General features: G+C 73.1%; 17 protein-coding genes and 1 pseudogene. 12 read left to right on the plus strand and 6 right to left on the minus strand.

Going from position 1 to position 21,133, the window contains the following annotated elements; all coding sequences use genetic code 11:
- From ACZ561_RS12505 to ACZ561_RS12520, 4 genes are all read left to right on the plus strand, one after another.
- Nucleotides 1-1,992: a S9 family peptidase gene (locus ACZ561_RS12505; protein WP_470993141.1), complete on the plus strand. Its 1,992-nt coding sequence runs from the start codon at nt 1-3 to the stop codon at nt 1,990-1,992.
- A complete protein-coding gene (locus ACZ561_RS12510) occupies nt 1,989-2,921 on the plus strand; it encodes a S66 peptidase family protein (protein ID WP_470993144.1) in 933 nt (310 codons plus the stop codon). The genes ACZ561_RS12505 and ACZ561_RS12510 overlap by 4 nt, the downstream gene beginning before the upstream one ends.
- Nucleotides 2,922-3,087: 166 nt before the next feature.
- Entirely contained in the window at nt 3,088-4,857 is a 1,770-nt protein-coding gene (locus ACZ561_RS12515) for a CocE/NonD family hydrolase (protein ID WP_470994406.1), read from the plus strand.
- A 150-nt stretch (nt 4,858-5,007) separates the two neighbouring features.
- On the plus strand, nt 5,008-5,772 hold the full coding sequence (locus tag ACZ561_RS12520; RefSeq protein WP_470993147.1) for a GNAT family N-acetyltransferase: 765 nt from the start codon (nt 5,008-5,010) through the stop codon (nt 5,770-5,772).
- Between the two features lie 134 nt (nt 5,773-5,906).
- Here ACZ561_RS12520 and ACZ561_RS12525 read toward each other — a convergent pair whose 3' ends face one another.
- Nucleotides 5,907-7,007, minus strand: a complete 1,101-nt coding sequence (locus ACZ561_RS12525) for an adenosine deaminase (RefSeq protein WP_470993150.1) — start codon at nt 7,005-7,007, stop codon at nt 5,907-5,909.
- Nucleotides 7,008-7,084: 77 nt separating this feature from the next.
- Complete coding sequence (locus tag ACZ561_RS12530) at nt 7,085-7,834, minus strand: GntR family transcriptional regulator (RefSeq protein ID WP_470993153.1); 750 nt, start codon at nt 7,832-7,834, stop codon at nt 7,085-7,087.
- Nucleotides 7,835-7,991: 157 nt separating this feature from the next.
- On the opposite strand from ACZ561_RS12530, the gene ACZ561_RS12535 reads away from it, so the two are divergent.
- Both ACZ561_RS12535 and ACZ561_RS12540 read left to right on the plus strand, forming a co-directional pair.
- Nucleotides 7,992-9,419 carry an MFS transporter gene (locus ACZ561_RS12535; protein WP_470993156.1) on the plus strand — a complete coding sequence of 476 codons (1,428 nt, stop codon included), beginning with the start codon at nt 7,992-7,994 and terminating at the stop codon, nt 9,417-9,419.
- 140 nt (nt 9,420-9,559) lie between these two features.
- A complete protein-coding gene (locus ACZ561_RS12540) occupies nt 9,560-9,949 on the plus strand; it encodes a hypothetical protein (protein WP_470993159.1) in 390 nt (129 codons plus the stop codon).
- Between the two features lie 28 nt (nt 9,950-9,977).
- Here ACZ561_RS12540 and ACZ561_RS12545 read toward each other — a convergent pair whose 3' ends face one another.
- Nucleotides 9,978-10,310, minus strand: a complete 333-nt coding sequence (locus ACZ561_RS12545; RefSeq protein ID WP_470993161.1) for a DUF6204 family protein — start codon at nt 10,308-10,310, stop codon at nt 9,978-9,980.
- Nucleotides 10,311-10,379: 69 nt separating this feature from the next.
- Between ACZ561_RS12545 and ACZ561_RS12550 the strand changes: the two genes are divergently transcribed.
- Nucleotides 10,380-11,285: an arginase family protein gene (locus ACZ561_RS12550; RefSeq protein ID WP_470993164.1), complete on the plus strand. Its 906-nt coding sequence runs from the start codon at nt 10,380-10,382 to the stop codon at nt 11,283-11,285.
- 40 nt (nt 11,286-11,325) lie between these two features.
- Entirely contained in the window at nt 11,326-13,299 is a 1,974-nt protein-coding gene (locus tag ACZ561_RS12555) for a DUF5107 domain-containing protein (protein WP_470993167.1), read from the plus strand.
- 25 nt (nt 13,300-13,324) lie between these two features.
- Here ACZ561_RS12555 and ACZ561_RS12560 read toward each other — a convergent pair whose 3' ends face one another.
- Together ACZ561_RS12560 and ACZ561_RS12565 are read right to left on the minus strand one after the other, a co-directional pair.
- The gene (locus ACZ561_RS12560; protein ID WP_470993169.1) at nt 13,325-13,675 is read right to left on the minus strand and encodes a VOC family protein; all 351 of its coding nucleotides are present in this window, start codon (nt 13,673-13,675) and stop codon (nt 13,325-13,327) included.
- Nucleotides 13,676-13,696: 21 nt separating this feature from the next.
- The gene (locus tag ACZ561_RS12565) at nt 13,697-14,533 is read right to left on the minus strand and encodes a methyltransferase domain-containing protein (RefSeq protein WP_470993171.1); all 837 of its coding nucleotides are present in this window, start codon (nt 14,531-14,533) and stop codon (nt 13,697-13,699) included.
- A 218-nt stretch (nt 14,534-14,751) separates the two neighbouring features.
- Here ACZ561_RS12565 and ACZ561_RS12570 point away from each other — a divergent pair, with 218 nt between their 5' ends.
- The 4 genes and pseudogenes from ACZ561_RS12570 (at nt 14,752) to ACZ561_RS12585 (ending at nt 20,511) form a co-directional block, all read left to right on the plus strand.
- Nucleotides 14,752-16,602 (plus strand): transketolase, encoded by a 1,851-nt coding sequence (locus tag ACZ561_RS12570; protein WP_470993173.1) that lies wholly within the window; start codon nt 14,752-14,754, stop codon nt 16,600-16,602.
- A 191-nt stretch (nt 16,603-16,793) separates the two neighbouring features.
- Nucleotides 16,794-17,989 (plus strand): annotated as a pseudogene (locus ACZ561_RS12575) (sulfite oxidase).
- Between the two features lie 84 nt (nt 17,990-18,073).
- The gene (locus ACZ561_RS12580) at nt 18,074-19,306 is read left to right on the plus strand and encodes an aminotransferase class I/II-fold pyridoxal phosphate-dependent enzyme (RefSeq protein ID WP_470993176.1); all 1,233 of its coding nucleotides are present in this window, start codon (nt 18,074-18,076) and stop codon (nt 19,304-19,306) included.
- Nucleotides 19,307-19,377: 71 nt separating this feature from the next.
- Nucleotides 19,378-20,511, plus strand: coding sequence for an MBL fold metallo-hydrolase (locus tag ACZ561_RS12585; RefSeq protein WP_470993179.1), 1,134 nt, complete (start codon nt 19,378-19,380; stop codon nt 20,509-20,511).
- Here ACZ561_RS12585 and ACZ561_RS12590 read toward each other — a convergent pair.
- Nucleotides 20,491-21,129: a DedA family protein gene (locus tag ACZ561_RS12590; protein WP_470994409.1), complete on the minus strand. Its 639-nt coding sequence runs from the start codon at nt 21,127-21,129 to the stop codon at nt 20,491-20,493. The genes ACZ561_RS12585 and ACZ561_RS12590 overlap by 21 nt on opposite strands.
- Nucleotides 21,130-21,133: the final 4 nt, after the last annotated feature.

Here is a 21,133-nt window from a genome sequence, read left to right on the forward strand (position 1 = left end):
ATGGTACCGACAGGCGCCTACGGCACCTGGCCCTCCCCGATCGACGCGGCGCTCGCCGCCCGGCACGACGGGCGCCCCGAGTACGTCGGCGTCGTCGGCGACGAGGTGTGGTGGACGGCGCCACGGCCCACCGAGGGCGGTCGGCGTGCGCTCGTCCGCCGACGCGCCGACGGCACAGAGGAGTCGCTGCTCCCCGCCCCGTGGAACGTCCGCAGCCGGGTCGTCGAGTACGGCGGACAGCCCTGGGCGGCCCTGGCCCGCGCGGACGACGGACCGCTCGTGGTGTTCAGCCACTTCCCCGACCAGCGTCTCTACGCATACGCACCCGACGCCGCTCCCGGCGCCGAGCCCCGGCCCCTCACCCCCGTCTCCACCGTCGGCGGAGGGCTGCGCTGGGCCGATCCGGTGATCCACCCCGATCGCGGCGAAGTCTGGTGCGTCCTGGAGGAGTTCACCGGACCCGCGCCCACCGACGTACGCCGCGTCCTCGCCGCCGTGCCCCTCGACGGTTCGGCGGCCGACGACCGCAGCGCCGTACGCGAACTCTCCGACGGACGCCACCGGTTCGTCACCGGCCCCCGGCTCTCCCCGGACGGACGACAGGCCGCCTGGATCGCCTGGGACCACCCACGGATGCCCTGGGACGGCACCGAGGTGCTCGTCGCCGGAATCACGGCCGACGGCACCCTCCACGGCGCGCGGACCGTCGCCGGCGGGCCGGAGGAATCGGTGCCGCAGGTCGGCTGGACCGCCGACGGACGGCTCCTGTACGCCAGCGACCGCAGCGGCTGGTGGAACCTCTACCGGCCCGCGGAGGGCGGCGACGGTGAGCCGGTCGCCCTCTGCCCGCGCCCCGAGGAGTTCGGCGGACCGCTGTGGAAGATCGGCCTCAGCTGGTTCCATCCGCTGGAGAACGGCCTCGTCGCCGTCATCCACGGCAAGGGCGCCACCGCGCTCGGGATACTCGACCCCGAGAGCGGCGAACTCGTCGACGCCGCGGGCCCCTGGACCGAGTGGGCCGCCACTCTCGCCGTGCACGGCAGCCGGGTCGTCGGCGTCGCCGCCAGCCCGCGCAGCGCCTACGAGGTCGTGGAGCTGGACACCGGTACCGGCCGGGCCCGCGTCATCGGAGCGGCCCACGACGACCCCGTCGACCCGGCGTACTACCCCGAACCCCAGATCCGTACCTTCACCGGCCCCGACGACCGCGAGATCCACGCCCACGTCTACCCGCCGCACAACCCCGACCGGATCGCCCCCGGCCAGGAGCTTCCGCCCTACGTGGTCTGGGCGCACGGCGGGCCGACCGGGCACGCTCCGCTCGTCCTCGACCTGGAGATCGCCTACTTCACCTCCCGGGGCATCGGCGTCGCCGAGGTCAACTACGGCGGGTCCACCGGCTACGGACGGGAGTACCGCGAGCGGCTGCGCGAACAGTGGGGCGTCGTCGACGTCGAGGACTGCGCCGCCGTCGCCGAGGCGCTCGCCGCCGAGGGGACCGCCGATCCGGCGCGGCTCGCGATCCGGGGCGGCAGCGCCGGCGGCTGGACCACCGCCGCCTCGCTCGTCACCTCCGAGGTGTACGCCTGCGGCACGATCATCTACCCGATCCTCGATCTGCTGGGCTGGGCCACCGACGAGACCCACGACTTCGAATCCCAGTACCTGGAGTCGCTCATCGGCCCGCTCGCCGAGGTGCCCGCCCGCTACCGGGAACGCTCGCCGCTCGACCACGTCGAGCGGATCTCCGCGCCCTTCCTGCTGCTCCAGGGACTCGACGACGTGATCTGCCCGCCCGCGCAGGCCGAACGGTTCCTGGGACGGATGGCGGGACGCGGGGTGCCGCACGCGTACATCGCCTTCGAGGGCGAGAGCCACGGCTTCCGGAGGGCCGAGACGATGATCCGGGCCCTGGAAGCCGAACTCTCCCTGTACGCACAGACCTTCGGCATCGCACGCTCCGACGTCCCGCTCCTGGAGCTGAAGAAGTGACCGTGACCCCGCTGAACCGTCCCCCGCGACTTCGGCCCGGCGCCCGCGTCGCCGTCGTCGCGCCCAGCGGACCGATCCCGGAGGAGCGGCTCGCGGCGGGTCTCGACATCCTGCGCGGCTGGGACCTCGAACCGGTCGTCGCACCCCATGTCCTGGACGTCCACCCGGAGTTGGGCTACCTCGCCGGTGCGGACGGGAATCGCGCCCGTGACCTCCAGGAGGCCTGGTGCGACCCCGCGGTCTCCGCGGTGATCTGTGCGCGCGGCGGCTACGGCGTCCAGCGGATGGTGGACCTGATCGACTGGGCGGCGATACGGGCCGCGGGCCCCAAGGTCTTCGTCGGCTACAGCGACGTCACCGCCCTGCACGAGGCGTTCGCCGTCCGCACCGGACTCGCCACCCTGCACGGGCCGATGGCCGCCGCGGCCGCCTTCCTCAAGGACCCCCGCACCCAGGAGTCCCTGCGCGCCACCCTCTTCGAGCCCGAGTCCGTGCGGACCCTCGGCCTGGACACCGCCCGGGCCATGGTCCCGGGCCGGGCGCACGGCGTCACCCTCGGCGGCTGTGTGAGCCTCCTCTCCGCCGACCTCGCCACCCCGCACGCCCGCCCCTCGGCCCGCGGGGGCCTGCTGCTCCTGGAGGACGTGGGCGAGGAGCCGTACCGACTGGACCGCATCCTCACCCAACTGCTGCGCTCCGGTTGGCTGGACGACGTCGCGGGCATCGGCCTCGGCTCGTGGGAGGAGTGCGGCCCCTACGAGGCGGTCCGGGCGGTCCTCGTCGACCGGCTCGGCGGCCTCGGAGTCCCGGTGGTCGAGGAGATGGGCTTCGGCCACAGCGAGACGGCGCTGACCCTCCCCCTCGGCGTGCCGGGCGTCCTGGACGCGGAGGCGGGGACGCTGACGCTGGACGTGCCGGCGCTGCGGTGAGCCGGCCTCGCCGGGCGCGCCTGCGTGCAGGGGTGCTCTCCGACCTTCACTGAATCTCCGTCAACAACCCTTGTCAGACGCGTTGACGGAGATCTGACACGTGTCACACGATGGGCCCGGATCGATACTTACCAGTCGGTATCCTCAGCGTGGAGGCCCCGTGTCCGTGTCCCGTGCGCTACCGCTGTCCCGCAAGCTCCTTGCTCTGGCCGCGAGTTCGGCGCTGGCCGTGCCCCTCGCACTCGCCGGCCTGGCGAGTGCGGCCGAATCGGGCCCGTACACCGTCACCCCGCTGAGCTTCACCGTCGAGGCGGGCGGCCGTAGTTGTGTGATCGACGCCGACCTCTACCGCCCGGCCGGGGTGGACGCTACGCACCCGGCGCCCGCCGTGCTCGCCACCAACGGGTTCGGCGGGAGCAAGGCGGACGGGTCCACCGACGCCATCGGCAAGGCGTTCGCCGCCCGGGGCTACGTCGGGCTCGTTTACTCCGGGCTCGGCTTCGGGAAGTCCGGCTGTCTGATCTCCCTCGACGACCCCCGCATCGACGGACAGGCCGCCACCCGGCTCGTCGACTTCCTCGGCGGCACCCGGGCCGCCGACGACGGCACCCGCGCCGACTTCGTCGTCAAGGACGGCGCCGGCGACCCGCGCGTCGGCATGGTCGGCGGCTCCTACGGAGGCGCCATCCAGCTCGCCACCGCCTCCGTCGACCCCCGGCTCGACGCGCTCGTCCCCCTCATCACCTGGAACGACCTCGCCTACTCCCTCGCCCCGAACGGTGCCGACCGCGCGACCCCCGGTGTCTTCAAATGGCAGTGGGCCAACGGCTTCTACCTGATGGGGGAGGGGCAGCCCTTGCTCGTTCCCTCCCTCGACCCTTCCCGGATCAACCGCCTCGGCTGTCTGCACTTCGTCACCGACGCCTGCGACACCGTCCGGCTGCTCAACTCCGGCCGCTACCGTGACGCGGACACCAAGAAGATGCTCGACTTCGCCCGGAGCGTCTCCCCGGTCTCGTACCTCGACCGCGTCAAGGCGCCCACGTTGATCGTCCAGGGCCAGTCCGACAGTCTCTTCAACCTCAACGAGGCCCAGGACACCTACGAGCGGCTCCAGGCGCGGGGCGTCGAGACCAAGATGATCTGGCAGTCGTGGGGACACAGCGGCGGACAGGCGCCGGGTGAACTCGACCTCGGCCAGGGCAATCTGGAGACCAGCTACGTCGGACAGCGCGTCCTCACCTGGTTCGACCGGTATCTGCGGGGCAACGGCAAGGCCGACACCGGCGCCGAGTTCGCCTACTACCGCTCCTGGGCGAGTGGTTACGGCACCGCGGCCCGGGTCCCCGCACTCAGCCGGAAGCTCTACCTCTCCGGGGACGGGAAGCTCGTCGACAAGCGGGCCGAGGTCGCCCGTGGTTCGCGCGAGTACAGCAACTGGCTGGTCCCCACGAGCCATTCGGAGTCCTCGCTCACAGGACTCCTCGGCCTGCCCGACCCCCGCCCGTACGACATCAAGGGCACCTATCTCGGCTGGACCAGTGCCCCGCTGACCGCCCCCGTCGACGTCGTCGGCTCGCCGAAGGCCACGCTGCGGGTCGTCTCCCCGAAGACCGAGCGCGTCCAGGACTCCGGTGACGCCGCCGACAAGCTCGTGCTCTTCGCCAAGGTCTACGACATCGCCCCGGACGGAACGAAGACCCTGGTCAACCGGCTCGTGGCGCCGGTACGGGTACCGGACGCGACCCGCCCCTTCACGGTGGAGCTGCCGGGCATCGTGCACCGCTACGAGACGGGTCACCGGCTCGAATTCGTGATCGCCGCCAGTGACGACGCGTACTCCGGGAACCGGGGCATCAAGCCGGTGACCGTCACCGCCGCACCCGAGGACACCGGCACCCTGGAGCTGCCCGTTGTCAAGGGCCAGGTGGGGTAGCAGCCATAAGGGTGGATTCACGCGACCTTCGGTCGTTCTTTACCTGTTCTTTTCCCACTCTGTGGGCAGCGGGACGGAGACTGTGCCACCGCCTTCGCGCCGTGACGTCGGCGCGGGGCAGCTCCCACTCGCAGAAGGACCGAAGGCCCCGTGCCACTTCCCGTTGTGCTGTCCGGCCGCACCGTACGGCTGGAACCCCTCGCACCACAGCACGCCGCCGCGATCGCCGCGGCCGGCTCCGAGGACCGTACGACGTACGCGTTCACGCCCGTCCCCCACAATCTGGATGCGGCGGAGATCTATCTCGAACGTGCCCTGGCCGAACAGGCCGCGGGCCGGGCGCTTCCCTTCGCCGTCGTCAGCACCGCCGACGGGCAGGTGGTGGGCGCGACGAGGTTTCTCGAGCTCGACTACTGGCAGGGGCCGCTGGTCTGGCCCTCTGTGCCCGGGATGCCGTACGGCGATCCGGCCACCGCGGTGCCGGACGCCGCGGAGATCGGCAACACCTGGCTCGCGCCGCAGGCCCAGGGCACCGGGATCAATACGGAGGCGAAGCTGCTGATGCTCCGGCACGCCTTCGAGGTGTGGGGGGTACGGCGCGTCTCGATGCGCGCCGACGCCCGGAACCTGCGGTCGCGGGCCGCCATCGAACGCCTCGGAGCGACCTGCGAAGGGGTCCGGCGGGCGCATTCGCGCGGACTCGACGGAGCCGTGCGCAGCACCGCCTTCTACTCGATCCTCGACGAGGAGTGGCCGGCCGTCCGGGCTGTCATCGAGGCCAGGATCGACCGGGGGCCGCGGCTCGACGGCGTGACCCGGGCGGACGGTGCGGCTCGGCCGGCCGGACCGCCCCTGCTCGACGGTGCGGTTCGGCTCGACGCGATGGCGCCGCGCGGGCCGCTCGTACCGGCGTAGGAGCGTGCCGGCCCAGGGGCGTCCCGCCCAGGGGCGTCCCGCCCAGGGGCGTCCCGCCTAGGGCCGGCGCGGCACGGGGACGGCCCCGCCCGGTCGACCATGACCGTGCGGGGCCGCTGCGTACACCCAAGGCGTCAGAGCGCCGCGTACCCCGGGCGCACGACCTCGTCGATCAGCCGCTGCCGCTCCGGCAGCGGCAGGAACGCGGCGTCGAGCGCGGCGACGGTGAACTCCTCGAAGACCTCGGGGCCGTAGCCGAAGGCGTCCGCCATGTGCTGGAACTCCTCGCTCATGGTGGTGCCCGAGACCAGCCGGTTGTCCGTGTTCAGCGTGATGCGGAAGCCGAGGCGGCGCAGCTCGTCGATGGGGTGCGAGGCGTAGTCCTTGGCCGCACCGGTCTGGAGGTTGGAGGTCGGGCAGACCTCCAGGGCGATCCGGTTGTCGCGGACGTACGCGGCCAGGTGGCCGAGCGTGCCGTCCTCGGCGATGTCGTCCGTGATCCGCACACCGTGGCCGATCCGCTCGGCGCCGCAGACCTGCACGGCCTCGTGGATCGACTCCGCGCCGACGGCCTCGCCCGCGTGGATCGTGAAGTGGCAGTTGTGCCGCTTGAGGTGCTGGAAGGCGGGGAGGTGGCGGGACGGCGGGTTGCCGATCTCGCCGCCGGCGATGTCGAAACCGGCCACGCCCTCCTCGCGGTGGGCGACCGTGAGCCGCGCGATCTCCAGGGAACGGTCGGTGTGGCGCATCCCGGTGAGGAGGGCGCGGACCGTGATCCGGCCGCCGGTGCGGCGCTCGCCCTCGCGGAAGCCGTCGTTCACGGCCTCGACGACCTCGTCGAGGCTCAGCCCGGCCTCCAGGTGCTGCTCGGGGGCGTAGCGGATCTCGGCGTAGACGACCCCGTCCGCGGCCAGGTCCTCGGCGCACTCGGCCGCTATGCGGTGCAGCGCCTCGCGAGTCTGCATCACCGCGCAGGTGTGGGCGAAGGTCTCCAGGTACCGCTCCAGCGAACCGGAGTCGGCGGCGTCCCGGAACCAGACCGCGAGCGCGGCCGGGTCCTCGGTCGGCAGCGCGGTGTAGCCGCACTCCCGGGCCAGTTCGACGATGGTGGCCGGGCGCAGGCCGCCGTCCAGGTGGTCGTGGAGGACGGCCTTCGGCGCGCGGCGGATCCACTCGGCGACGGGCGCGGCGGCCGGGGTGCTGAGCGGGGCGGCAGGGTTGTCAGACAAGTGCATGGCGCGGAAGTGTACGCCACGACGGCGGCGCGACGCTGTGACGGTGATCGCCCGCCTGGTTCCGGAGGGAAGCCCGCTCAGTTCGACTGGAGGACCGGGAGCGCCGGGGCGCCGGTCGGGAGCATGTGCTTGGCCGCGAGGACGGGGGTGTCCCCGACCCGTACGACCTGGGTGACCAGGACCGCCGGGGTGTCGGCGGGGCGGCCGAGCTGCTCGCCCCGGCGCTGTCCCAGCAGTGTCGCGGTCACACTGCTGTGCGCGCCCAGCGGCACTCCGCGCGAGGCCCCGGTGAGCACCGCCAGCATCGAGGTCCGCTCGGGTGCCGACTGGCCGCGCAGCGCTTCCGCGAAGGCCGGGTGGGCCCGCTCCAGTACGTCGTCGGCCGCTGCCCACTCCTGGCTGAGGGCAGCCGCCGCACCCTCTCCGGCCAGCAGGGACTCCCAGAAGCGCAGCTCCGCCCGGGCCGGTGCGAGCAGGTGCTGGGTGGTGAAGTCGGTCGGCTCCTCGACCGCCCGCAGCAGCGCCCGTACGCGCAGCGGGGCGCCTGCGCCGATCAGCTCCTCCAGAGGCTGGATGTGCTCGAAGCCTCGTCGGGGCGGGTGGTCGTTGACGGTCCGGCCGACCCCGCGCCGTACGGACAGCAGGCCGTCCTCCTGGAGCAGCAGCAGTGCCTCGCGCAGGGCGGGGCGGCTCACTCCCAGCTCGCCGGCGAGCTTGGGCTCGGAGGGGAGGGTCGAGCCCGGGGGATAGGTGCCGTCGTGGATGGCGTCCGCGATCCGCTCGTAGAGCACCACGACCGGTCGCCGCTGCTGTCCGCTGACTGCCACTGCCCCTCCTCCGCCCACCTGTCGGCAAGTGAACGGTATTCGGAATCACAGGTCAAAGGGACTTGACGTGTGACGCGCGTAGAACTCACTCTGTCTGGGCGCTGCTTGTCTGACAAGCAAAGTTCATCGTCATGACATCCACGGCAAAGGGGCCCACATGTCAGCAACATCCGACCTCAAGGGCCGTGGGCCCATGCTGCTGGCGATGGTGCTCGCCGTCCTCGGCTACCAGATCAACGCCACCATGCTCAGCCCCGCGCTGCCGGATGTCATCGAGCGCCTCGGCACCACCACGGCCGCCGCCGGTCTCTCCCAGACCCTCTTCTTCCTGATGGCGGCCATCGGTCAGGTCACCCTCGCCCGCCTCAGCGACCAGCGCGGCCGCAAGCCGATGATGATCGTCTGCGCCTTCGTGCTGATCGCCGGAAACCTGCTCTGCGTCTTCGCGCCGAACATCGAGATCTTCATCGCCGGCCGCGTCCTCCAGGGCATCTCGGCCGCGATGTTCACCCTCGCCTTCCTCACCCTCAACCAGCTGCTGACCCCGGCCGGCTTCGGCAAGGCCGCGGGCATCATCACCGCCGTCAACGGCGGCCTCGCGGGTGTCGACGCCATCGCCGGCGGTCAGATCGCCGACACCATCGGCTTCCGCGGCATCTTCGTCTGCTCCACCCTGATCGCCGTCGCGGGCCTGATCGGCGTACGCAAGTACGTCCCCGACGTCCCGGCGACCGCGGTCGACGGCCGCTTCGACTCCCGCGGCATCGCCGCCCTCGCGCTCGGCCTCACCGGCATCCTGGTCGGCCTCGCCCAGGGTGCCGCCTGGGGCTGGACCTCCGTCCTCACCCTCGGCTTCCTGCTCGGCGGCCTCGCCTCGCTCGTCTTCTTCGTCGTCTCGCAGAGGACCGCGGCCAACCCGGTCATCGACATCGAGGTGCTCGCCTCGCGCCGCGCCTGGCCGCTACTGCTCACCACGGTCTGCACCCTGGGCGGTGCCTTCGGCGCCATCGCGCTCACGATCCCGCTCTTCTCGCAGGACGCCAGGGTCGGCCTCGGCCTCTCCGCCGTCACCGCCGCCGTCCTCTTCCTCACCCCGATCCAGCTGATCGGCGTGATCTCCGCCCCGCTGACCGGCCGGCTCGGTCCGAAGATCGGCTGGCGGACCATCGTCGTCACGGGCGCGGTCGCCAACTTCGCGATCTTCCTCTTCGCGACGTTCTTCCTGCACAACGAGTGGATCCTGGTCGCCTCGCTGGCGGCACTCGGCGTCACGTACGGCGGATTCATGCTGACCGGCCTCAACGGTCTCGCCGTCACCACCGCCCCGAAGGACAAGCCCGGCTCGCTCTCCGGCCTCAACGGCGCGTGCTTCGGCATCGGGGCCTCGCTCGGTATCGCCCTGGCCTCCGCGATGATCACGGCGGGCAGTGACGCGGGCGGCCCCACCGAGGCCGGCTACCAGCACGCGATGTACACGGCGCTCGCGCTGCTCGGCATCGGCGTCCTCACGGCCTTCCTCATCCAGCGACCGGACCCGGCCGAAGCGCCCGCCGAAACACCGCAGCCGGTACTCGCCCACCACTGACCGGGCCACCCGCCACCGACCGGGCCCCGGGCGAGGCCGCACCCTCACCCGTACGGCCCCTCCCACCGCCCCCGTGCGGACCGGATCCCCTCATCCTGGTCCCACGGGGGCGGACGCGTACGAGGAGGAGAGGTCCGGGGATGAGGCCCAAGGAGACGTCGAGCACGGGCCGGCCCCGCCGCACCGGGCCCCTCACGATCGGCCGGATCGCCACCGGCGCCGTGCTCGCGCTCGCGGTGGTGGCCTTCACGACGGGGGAGGAGGCGGTGGCCGAGGAGGACGCCCCGCCGATGCCCGGCTTCCTCGGCAAGGGGCTGTGGCAGGTCTTCACGGCGCTCGACCACCGCACCCGCATAGACGTCCATGATGTCGGCGGCAGCGACCGGAGGGTGCTCTGGCCGTCGAACTGGACGGTGTGCACCCAGCATCCGGCCGAGGGCGTGGCGCTCGACGGCGGCACCACGGTCGTGATCGGTGTGGTGAGGAAGGGCGAGACCTGTCCCCGGAAGGTCCGCTCGGCCCGCCGCTGACCGGCCGCCCGCCGAAGTCGGCGGGCGGTCAGCGCTTGTAGTTGATCTTCATGGTGTCCATGTCCGTGACGGACGCCCTGAGTTCACCGTGACCGTGCCCGCGCTCCTTCAGCGCCGTCTCCACCCGGTCCTCGGCGATCGCCGCCGCCATCTCCTCGCCGTCCGCCGCGTCCGAGACCACGATCAGCCGGTACGAGAAGTGCTTCAGCGTCCTGTCGTAGGCGAGCGAGCCCTCGGCGGTGAACCTCATCGCCGACATCCCGTGCTCGTCGACCTCGGCGAGCAGCCGCGCCCTGCTCTCCTCCGACAGGCCCTCGAACGTGCCGCGCACGATCACCCGGTAGGTGTGCTGGGTGCTCATTCCCCTGGTCCTCACGTTGTCCACCGAAGTCGATTGAAGATCCAGACTACGGCGGCGAGGATGAGGCGCATGCGGAATATCGTGGCCCTCGACGCCCCGTCCAACCTCGGCCTGCGTCCACCGGCCCCCGGCACCGTTCCCGGCTGCTACAAGCTCGCCGGCGCCCTGCGCGAGAACAGGATCGTGCAGAGACTCGGTGCGCTGGAGGGCGGCGTGGTCGTCCCGCCGCGCTACGACCTGGGCGACTGGCAGGAGGGCGACGGAGTATTCAACGCGGCCGCCCTCGCCACGTACACCCGAACGCTCGCGGACCGGATCGAGGGGCACGTACGGGCCGGGGACTTCCCGCTCGTCCTCGGCGGCGACTGCTCCATCCAGCTCGGCGCCTCGCTCGCCCTGCGCCGCCTCGGCCGCTACGGGCTCGCCGCGATCGACGCCTCCCCGGACTTCCGCCACGCCGGCAACTCCGACCGGGTGGGCGCCGCCGGCGGCGAGGAACTGGCCCTCGCCACCGGCCGGGGCCAGCGGGACCTCACCGACCTGGAGGGCCTCGGGCCCTACCTCCGGGAGGAGGACGTCCGGCTCTTCGGCATCCGCGACGCCTACCACGACGATCCCGAACTCGTCGACCTGCGCGCCCTGAAGGTGCCCGTCGTCACCGTCTCCGAACTGCGCGCCTGGGGCCCGGCCGAGCTCGCCGCCGCCACCGTGACCGCCTTCGAGACCCCGGCCCTCGACGGCTTCTGGGTCCACCTCGACGCAGACGTCCTCGATCCGTCGGTGATGCCGGCCGTCGACAGCCCCGACCCCGACGGCCTGCTTCCCGACGAACTCACCGCGCTGCTGGGCACCTTGGTCCGCTCCGAACGCTGCGTCGGGCTCAACGTCACGATCTACGACCCCGATCTCGACCCGGACGGCACGGCCGGAGCGCTGCTCACGGACCTCGTGGTGGCCGCACTGACCGAAGCCTGACGAGCGGCGCCCCTGGTCAGGAGCGCGCCCGACGTGTTCCATGGTCGACATGACGACCGTACGACGTGCCGTACTGACCCTGCCCGCAGCTCCGTTGGGCCCGGACAACCCGTTGCCCGCCCTGCGGAACCCCGGCGCGGCGCACGAGACCGCCCGCCTCGACGCACGCGTCAGAGAGGGCCTGCCGCGCGACATGGCACGCCAGTGGGGGTACGCACCGCTGCGCAGCCTGCTGCCCGTCCCGGTCCGCGACGGATACGGACGCGAGCGCACCCCCGCCGCCCTCGAAACGATCGTCATCGAGAACGACCGGCTGCGGGCGACCGTGCTCCCGGGCCTCGGTGGCCGTGTCCACTCCCTGCACCACAAGCCCACCGGACGCGAACTGGTGCACCGCAACCCGGTGTTCCAGCCCGCCGCCTTCGCCCTCAACGGCGCCTGGTTCGCCGGCGGGATCGAATGGAACATCGGCGCCACCGGCCACACCACCCTCTCCTGCGCACCCGTGCACGCCGCGATCGTCCCGGCCCCCGACGGCGGCGAGATGCTCCGGCTGTGGGAGTGGGAGCGGCTGCGCGACCTGCCCTTCCAGGTCGACCTGTGGCTGCCCGAGGACTCCGACTTCCTTCACGTCGGCGTCCGCGTCCGCAACCCGCACGAGCGGACCGTCCCGGTCTACTGGTGGTCCAACACCGCCGTCCCCGAGGACCGCCGGATCCTCGCCCCCGCCGACGAGGCCTGGCTCCACGGCTACGAGAACGGCCTGCGCCGCGTCCCCGTCCCGGTCACCCAGGACGACACGGGCACGGCGGCGGACCGTACATACCCGCTGCGCAGCACCCTCCCCGCCGACTACTTCTACGACATTCCCGAGGAACGACGGCGCTGGATCGCCGCCCTCGACGAGACCGGCACGGGACTCGTCCAGACGTCCACGGACCTGCTGCGCGGACGCAAGCTGTTCCTCTGGGGCTCGGCCCGGGGCGGACGGCGCTGGCAGGAGTGGCTCACCGAACCGGGGGCGCCCGGCTACGCCGAGATCCAGGCCGGACTCGCCCGCACCCAGCTGGAGCATCTGGAGCTGGAGGGCGGCACGGAGTTCAGCTGGCTGGAGACGTACGGGCCCCTGTCCGCCGAGCCCGCGGTGGTGCACGGCGAGGACTGGGCGGCGGCCCGCGCGGTCGTGGAGGGGCACTTGGAGGAGGCCCTGCCGCGCGCCGCCGTCGATGCCGCGTACACGGCGTGGCGCGACGGCGCGGCCGACGCCGAACCGGTGACCGTCCTCGCGGCGGGCTCGGGCTGGGGCGCGTTGGAAGTGCTCGCCGGAGGGCACGAGCTGCCGGGGACCCCGTTCCCCGCCTCGACCCTGGGCGAGGAGCAGAAGCCCTGGCTGGAGCTGCTCCGCACCGGCGTCCTGCCGCCTCCGGAGGACAGGGCCGCCCCCGGGCCGTCGCTGGTCGCGGCCCACTGGCGCGACATGCTGGAGACCGCGCCCGCGGAACCGCTCACCGAGTACCACCTCGGGATCGCGCAGTGGCATGCGGGCGACCTGGCCCAGGCGGCGCGGAGCTGGGAGCGCGGACTCCAACAGGCGGGTGTGTGCTGGCCGTTGCTGTACTGCCTGGCGGTCGCCGACGAGGAGGGCGGCCACCCGGAGCGGGCGGCCGAGCGCTTCGCGGAGGCCTTCGGCACGCTGCCGGGCGACGTGGACCCCGTGGTGACCGCGACCCTGGGCCGCGAGGCCGTCACCGCGCTGCTGGCCGTCGGTCGAGTGGCTCCGGCCCGCGCTCTCTGGGAGCGCCTGCCGGCGCCGGTCCGCGCACGCGGCGCGTTCCGCTTCATCGAGGCCCGCCTCCTCCTCGCCGAGGGCAGGAAGCCCGAGGCCCGCGCCGTCTTCGACGCGGGCTTCGAGGTGCCCGACCTGCGGGAGGGAGCCGAGATCCTGGGCGACGTGTGGTCGGCCGTGACCGACGAACCGCTCCCGGACTCCTACGAGTTCCGGATGCGTCCCTGAGGCGTCCCGTGGGACCCGGGCCGTCTCAGGCGGTCCGGCGGTCCACGTACTCGAAGACCGATCCGTCCGGGTGGACCGCGATCAGATTGCGGCCCACCGGGGTCGGGACCGGGCCGGCCAGAATCTTGGCGCCGGCCTCCGTCAGCGAGGTGAACGCCGCGTCCACGTCCTGGACGGAGATGGTCGCGGCGACCTTCCGCAGGACCTCCAGCTCCTCCGCGGGTCCGCTCATCAGAAGGAAGCAGCCGACGGCCGCGACCGACACCCCGCCGCGCTCGAAACGCAGGGCCGAAGCGCCGGTGAGACGCTCGTAGAACTCCACGGCCGGATCGAGGTCGTCGACGCAGACACGTAGCGTGGTTCCCAGAATCTCCATGCGAACGAGCCTAGTTGAGGTTCAGAAGACGCGGCAGAGGATCTCCCCGTGGGGGACCATGAACCAGGCGTCCTCCTGCCGGCCCCACTCCCGCCACGCCTCGGAGACGTCGGCCAGCACGTCGGGCGTCGTGTGGCCGCCGTCCACCGCCAGCTTCGCGTACACGGACTCCGTCGTCCGGTCCGCCCACAGACCGCTCCACCACGCCCGCTCGTCCGGCGTCGCGAAGCACCACGTGGCGGCCGTCGTCGTCACGTCCGTGAACCCCGCCCGCCGCGCCCAGGCGAACAGCCGCCGTCCGGCGTCGGGTTCGCCGCCGTTGGCCCGAGCGACCCGTCGGTACAGCTCCTGCCAGGCCTTCATGGCCGGCGGCTCCGGGTACCACGCGAAGGACCCGTAGTCGCTGTCCCGGGCGGCGACCACACCGCCCGGGCGACAGACCCGGCGCATCTCGCGCAGCGCGCGCACCGGGTCGCCGACGTGCTGCAGCACCTGGTGGGCATGGACGACATCGAAGGAGTCGTCCGGGAAGTCCAGGTCGTGGACGTCGGCGACCGCGAACTCCACATTGTCCAGGCCCCGTTCGGCGGCCGTGGCCCGCGCCTTGTCCAGGACGTCCTCGGCCGCGTCCACCGCGGTCACCCGACCGGGGGCCACCAGCGCGGCCAGGTCGGCGGTGATGGTGCCGGGCCCGCAGCCCACGTCCAGGACGTCCATGCCGGGGCGCAGCTCGGGGATCAGATAGGCCGCGGAGTTGGCGGCGGTGCGCCAGCTGTGCGAGCGCAGCACCGACTCGTGGTGCCCATGGGTGTAGACGGCGGTCTCGTGCGGCGCGGTGCGCTCGGAGGCATGGGGCATGACCGGACTCCCTCGTCTGGGTGGGTACGGCCACGGTACGCGCTCGGGCCGCATGGTGAGATGCCAATCTCGCTATGTGGGCATCGCGTTGACGGGAATCGCAGGCCCCGCACCCCGCCACGCGGCGCGAATCGCGGGGCATACGCCGCGCCGCCCTGGGTACGCGCATCGATGGACCCCGTCCGGCCGCCGCGAAGGATCGTGGAGGAAGGATCGTGATGCGGTACGAAACGATGTCCTCGCTCGCCCGGCAGCTCCGCGTGGATGCCGTACGCGCGGCCGACGCGGCCGGCTCCGGGCACCCGACCTCCTCGATGTCGGCCGCCGAGATCGGCGCCGTGCTGCTCGCCCGGCATCTGCGGTACGACTTCGACCGCCCGGACCACCCGGGCAACGACCGGCTCGTCCTCTCCAAGGGACACGCCTCGCCCCTGCTGTACGCCATGTACCGGGCCGCGGGGGTCGTCGGCGAGAGCGAGCTGCTCACCTTCCGCGGCAAGGGAAGCCTCCTCGAAGGCCACCCCACGCCCCGGCTGCCCTGGGTCGATGTGGCCACCGGCTCACTGGGTCAGGGCCTGCCCATCGGGGTCGGGATGGCGCTGGCCGGGAAGTTCCTCGACCGCGTCCCTTACCAGGTGTGGGTCGTCAGCGGCGACAGCGAGATGGCCGAGGGGTCCGTCTGGGAGGCCGTGGAGCACGCCGCGTACTGCCGCCTGGACAACCTCACCCTGATCGTCGACGTCAACCGGCTGGGCCAGCGCGGCCCCACCCGCCACCAGCACGACCTGGGCGCCTACGCCGCCCGCCTCGAAGCCTTCGGCTGGCACACCCTGCGGATCGACGGCCATGACGTCGAAGCCGTGGACGCGGCCCTTCGCGAGGCCCGCACGACCGTTCGCCGGCCCACCGCGATCCTCGCCGCCACCCGCAAGGGCCGGGGCGTGGCCGCCGTGGAGAACCGCGAGGGGATGCACGGCAAACCGCTCCCGGACGCCGAGGCCGCCATCGCCGAACTGGGCGGCCCGAGCGATCTGCGGGTCCAGGTGACCGAGCCGCCCGCCGCCCTGGTGCCCCGTCCGGCAGGGGACGGCGCGCTGCGGCTCCCGAGGTACACCCGGGGCGAGAAGGTCGCCACCCGCGACGCGTACGGGCACGCCCTCGCGGCCCTCGGCGAGGTCCGCGGCGACATCGTCGCGCTCGACGGCGAGGTCGGCGACTCCACCCGTACCGAGTACTTCGCGAAGGCCCATCCCGAACGCTACTTCGAGTGCTGGATCGCCGAGCAGCAGCTCGTCGGTGCCGCCGTCGGGCTCCAGGCGCGCGGCTATGTCCCGTACGCCTCGACCTTCGCCGCGTTCCTCACCCGTGCCTACGACTTCGTCCGGATGGCGGCCGTGAGCCGAGCCGGGATCAACCTCGTCGGTTCGCACGCCGGGGTCTCCATCGGCCAGGACGGTCCCAGCCAGATGGGTCTGGAGGATCTGGCGATGCTGCGTGCCGTGCACGGCAGCACCGTGCTCTACCCCTGCGACGCCAACCAGACGGCGAAACTGGTGGTGGCCATGGCCGGCCTCGAGGGCGTCCGCTACCTGCGTACCACCCGCGGCGGCACGCCCGTCGTGTACGGGCCCGAGGAGGACTTCCCGGTCGGCGGGAGCAAGGTGCTCCGCACCCACGGCGAGGACGACCGGGCGACCGTCGTCGCGGCCGGGGTGACCGTCCACGAGGCGCTCGAGGCGGCCGACCGGCTCGCGGAGCACGGCCTGCCGGTCCGGGTGATCGACCTCTACTCGGTCAAGCCGGTGGACACCGAGACCCTCGACCAGGCGGCCGGGACGACCGGCTGCGTCCTCACGGTGGAGGACCACCATCCCGAGGGTGGGCTCGGCGACGCCGTCGCCGAGGCGTACGCCAACGGGCACGGCGGGATGCCTCGTCTGGCACGACTCGCCGTACGCTCCATGCCTCTCTCCGCGACCCCGGAGGAACAGCTCCACGAGGCCGGCATCGACGCGGACGCGATCGTCTCGGCGGTCGAACTGATGCTGGAGCGCGTGCTGGTGCGCTAGACCGACGGACCTGACGGTCCCTCATATGACGAACCCGTGAACAGACCGTTCCGAAGGCTTTCGCCCGCCTAGCATCGGGCCCGCCGCCACCTTCGTCGTACCCCTGCGCGCCGCCGCCGTACCCCCGGACGCCGTCGTACCCCGCCCCCCCCCCGCCGCACCCGCATCCGCCGTCGCACCCGAGGAGAAACGTGCCCCACGTGTCCGTGCCGGACCGCCGGTCCCTGCTGAAGCTGCTCGCCGCCGCCCCCGCGGCCTCCATGCTCGGCGGACCGGCCACCGCAGCCCCGCGGCGGCAGCCTCCGGGCCGGGCATCGTCAAGCAGCTGCCGCCCGAGCTGTTCACGATCCGCGGGACCAACGCCGAGTCCCGCTTCGACTCCTTCGCGCACACCGGCCTCCTCACCCCCACGGACCGCTTCTTCGTCCGCAATCACACCTCCACCCCCGTCCTCGACGCCGCCACCTGGAGGCTCACCCTCTGGGGCGACGGACTGCACGGCCGTGGCCCCGTCCAGTTCACCTACGGGCAGCTGCGGGACCTCCCCTCCGTCACCCGGACGGCCCTGGTCGAGTGCGCCGGAAACGGCCGCAGCCTCTACGCCAGCCAGCAGGGCGAGACCGTCAGCGGCACCGCGTGGACCCTCGGCGCGGTCGGCGCCGCCCGCTGGCGCGGGGCCCGCCTCTCCGACGTGCTGCGCCGCGCCGGGATCGCCGCGGACGCCGTGGACGTACAGCCGAGTGGCCTCGACGACGAGTACGTCACCGGGGGCGTGAACCTCGGCCGGGTCCGCCGGCCGCTGCCGGTGGCCAAGGCACTCGACGACGTGATCCTCGCGTACGAGATGAACGGCGAGCCCCTTCCGTACGACCACGGTTACCCGGTCCGCCTCGTCGTTCCGTCCTGGGTCGGCATCGCCTCCATCAAATGGCTCGGCGACATCCAGGTCTCCACCACCCCGCTCTCCTCGCCCTGGTCCACCGACTACTACCGGCTCTTCGGTGCCGCACATCCCCCCGGCGGCAGCGCGCCGATCACCCGCCAGACCCTCAAGTCCGGGTACGAGCTCCCCTTCGGCGCCACGCTGGAGGCGGGCCGCGTCCACCACCTCACGGGCCGCGCCTGGTCCGCACTCGCACCCGTGCGCAGGGTGCAGGTCTCGACCGACGGCGGCGGGCAATGGCGCCCCGCCCGGCTCCTCGACGCCCCCCGACGTGACGGCTGGGTCCGCTGGACCGTGCCGTGGCGCCCGCGCCGCACCGGCCCGGCGACCCTGCTCTCCCGCACCACCGACGCGGCAGGGAACGTCCAGCCCGAGCGGGCCGTCCACAACACCCAGGGCTACCTCTTCCACGCGGTGGTGCGACACCCGGTCGCCGTCGTCTGAGGCGGCGAACCGACCCGAACCTTCGTATAAAGGGCACTGTGGGCGCCGTGCGGGCGCGACCCGGTGCTTCAGGAGGTGCGGGAGATGAGGCGGACGGCTCCGGAAGGCCGCGGCCCGGTGCGCTACGGCCCTCCGGCCCCGGAACCGGGTCTGCCCGTGCTCCCCGGACTCGCCGCGATCCTCGCCGCCTCCGCCGACCGCACCGCCGTCGAACCGCCCGGCGGCGGGCCCGTGCTCCGCGAGGCCGCGAGCGGATACTGGTGGCGGCGCGGCCTGCGCACCCACTCCGAGGACGTGGTCGCGGCCCCGGGCGCACAGCCCCTGCTGCTCGCCCTGATCGCCGCCCACGGCGGCGACCTGCTGATGCCCCGGCCCTGCCCTGCCTGGTGGACCCCGCAGGCCCGCCTCCTGGGCCGCCCCGCCTATCACGTGCCCACCCCGGCCGAGTGCGGCGGCGTCCCCGACCCGTACGCCCTGCTCGAAACCGTCCGGCGGGTCCGCGCCGAGGGCGGGCACCCCCGGCTGCTGCTGCTCTCCGTCGCCGACGACCCCACCGCCACCGTCGCCCCGCCCGAGCTGGTCCGTGAGGCGTGCGAGGCCGCCGTCGCCGAGGGGCTGCACGTCATCAGCGACGAGACCTGGCGCGACACGCTGCACCGGCGCCACGACACCGTCCTCCTCAGCCCCGCCGAGATGTGCCCGGACGACGTCACCGTCCTGTACGACCTGGCCGGCGCCCTCGCCCCGGCCGCCTGGCCCTGCGCCGTGGCCCGCTTCCCGCCCACCGACCCCTCACGGGCCGACCGCTACACCGACCCCCGCGCCCGTACCCTCGACATCCTCACCGCACTCGGCGCCTTCGTCGCGGGCCCGGTCGCCCCCGCCGCCGCGCACGCCCTCGACGAGCCGGAGGACGTCACCGTACGCGCCGCCCTCTCCGCCACCCTCCACGCGCGCGTGGCCACCGCCGTGCACCGGGCAGTCCTCACCGCCGGCGCCCTGGCCCGGCCCCCGCAGGCCGGCCGCCACCTCTACGCCGACCTGGGGCCGCTCCGGGCGGGGCTCTCCGCCCGAGGCGTCACCGACTCCATGGAGCTGGAGAACCACCTCAGCGAGCGGCTCGGCACACCGGTCCCCGGCGGTCACCGCTTCGGCGACGAACTCGGCGCCCTGCGTGTGAGGTTCGACACCGGCGCGTTCCTGGGAACGACCGACGAGGAGCGGATGGAGTCCCTCGCATCGGGGGACCCGGTGGAATTGCCGCATGTGGCCCACGCGTTGAGCGCCTTCGGAGCAGCGCTGGAGGAACTCCGGTGACGGCGGGGGCACTTCGTACCCCGTACGCCCGTAACGCGTCCTCGACGAACTGCGCAGAACGGAGCTCGCAGATGACGGAACAGACGGCACGGCCGGCGCAGGCCCCGCGGACCACCCCAGACGGCCGGACTACCCCCGACGGCCGGAGCACTCCCGACGGCCGGAGCACTCCCGACGGCTGGACCGCCCCAGACGGCCTGCCCGCCCCCGACAGCCGGACCGCCCCCGCACTCCCCGCGCCCGTCCTCCAGCCCCTCGGTCGGACCAGGGCCGACTGGCCGCGTTCCTTCGCCGACCGGCTCACCGCGCCGCTCCCCGGCGTCCGCGCCATGGCCCGGCTCGCCCGCGAAGGCGCCGTGCGCCCGGGCTCCGACGGTCTGCGCGACATCCCGCTGCTGCCGTTCGCGCCAGGACCGCTGCCCGCCGCCGGGCCCGACACGCTTGCCGTCACCTGGGCCGGCCACGCCAGCTGGATCCTGCGCGTCGGCGGCCTGACCGTCCTCACCGACCCCGTCTGGTCCCGCAGAATCCTCGGCACCCCGACCCGGATCACCCCCGTCGGGGTGCGCTGGGAGGACCTGCCGCCGGTGGACGCCGTCGTCATCAGCCACAACCACTTCGACCACCTCGACGCCCCCACCCTCAAGCGGCTGCCCCGGGACACCCCGGTCTTCGTCCCCGCCGGTCTCGGCCGCTGGTTCACCCGCCGCAGATTCCACCGGGTCACCGAACTCGACTGGTGGGAGGCGGCCGAACTCGACGGTGTGCGCTTCGAGTTCGTCCCCTCCCACCACTGGTCCAAGCGGACCCTCCTCGACACCTGTCGCTCGCTGTGGGGCGGCTGGGTCCTCACCGACCCCTTCGGCCGCCGGGTCCACTTCGCCGGCGACACCGGCTACGGCCACTGGTTCGCCGAGATCGGGCGCCGCCACCCCGGAATCGACCTCGCGCTGCTGCCGATCGGCGCCTACGACCCGCGCTGGTGGCTCAGCGACGTCCACACCGACCCCGAGGAGGCCGTCCGCGCCTTCCAGGACCTCGGGGCACGGCGGATGGCGCCGATGCACTGGGCGACCTTCGTCCTCTCCTCGGAGCCGGTCCTCGAACCCCTCACCCGGGTCAGAGCCGCCTGGGCGCGGGCCGGCCTGCGCCGCGAGGACCTCTGGGACCTCCCCGTCGGCGCCTCACGTGTGCTCGCGCCCTGACCTGCTGCCGCGCCCCGTTCGCCGTACCCGCCGCCACAGCGCGGGAGCCCCGCTGATCAGCACCGTCAGCGCCACCGCCGCCAGCACGCCCTGCCACGGCTCGGGGAACAGCGAACCGCCCAGAATTCCGATCAGCTGGTACGTCGCCGCCCACGCCAGACAGGCCGGCACGTCCCCGCGGACGAACCGGCGCAGCGGCACCTGCGCCAGCAGGCAGGCCAGCATCACCGGAATCCGCCCGGCCGGCACCAGCCGCGACAGCACGAGCACCGACACCTGGTGGGTCTCCAGCTTCGCCTGCGCCTGCGCGAGCCGGTCGGGGGCCGCCCGGCCGCGCAGCACCTCCAGCCACCGCGAACCGTTCCGCGACCGCACCCCGCGCTGCCCGAGCCAGTACAGCGTCACATCGCCCAGCAGCGCCGCGAAGGCGGCCACCAGGAACACGAAGAGCAGCGACAGCGGAGACGTCTGATGGAAGGCGACCACGGCCGCCGAGCTGACGATCGCCCCCGTCGGCACCACCGGCACCAGCGACCCCAGCGCCACCAGTGCGAACAGCGTGGGATAGCCGACCGCCTGCTGCGTCGACTCGGGCGGCAGATCCCGTACCGCCCCCATCAGA

The sequence above is a fragment of the Streptomyces sp. NPDC039609 genome (assembly GCF_055596705.1).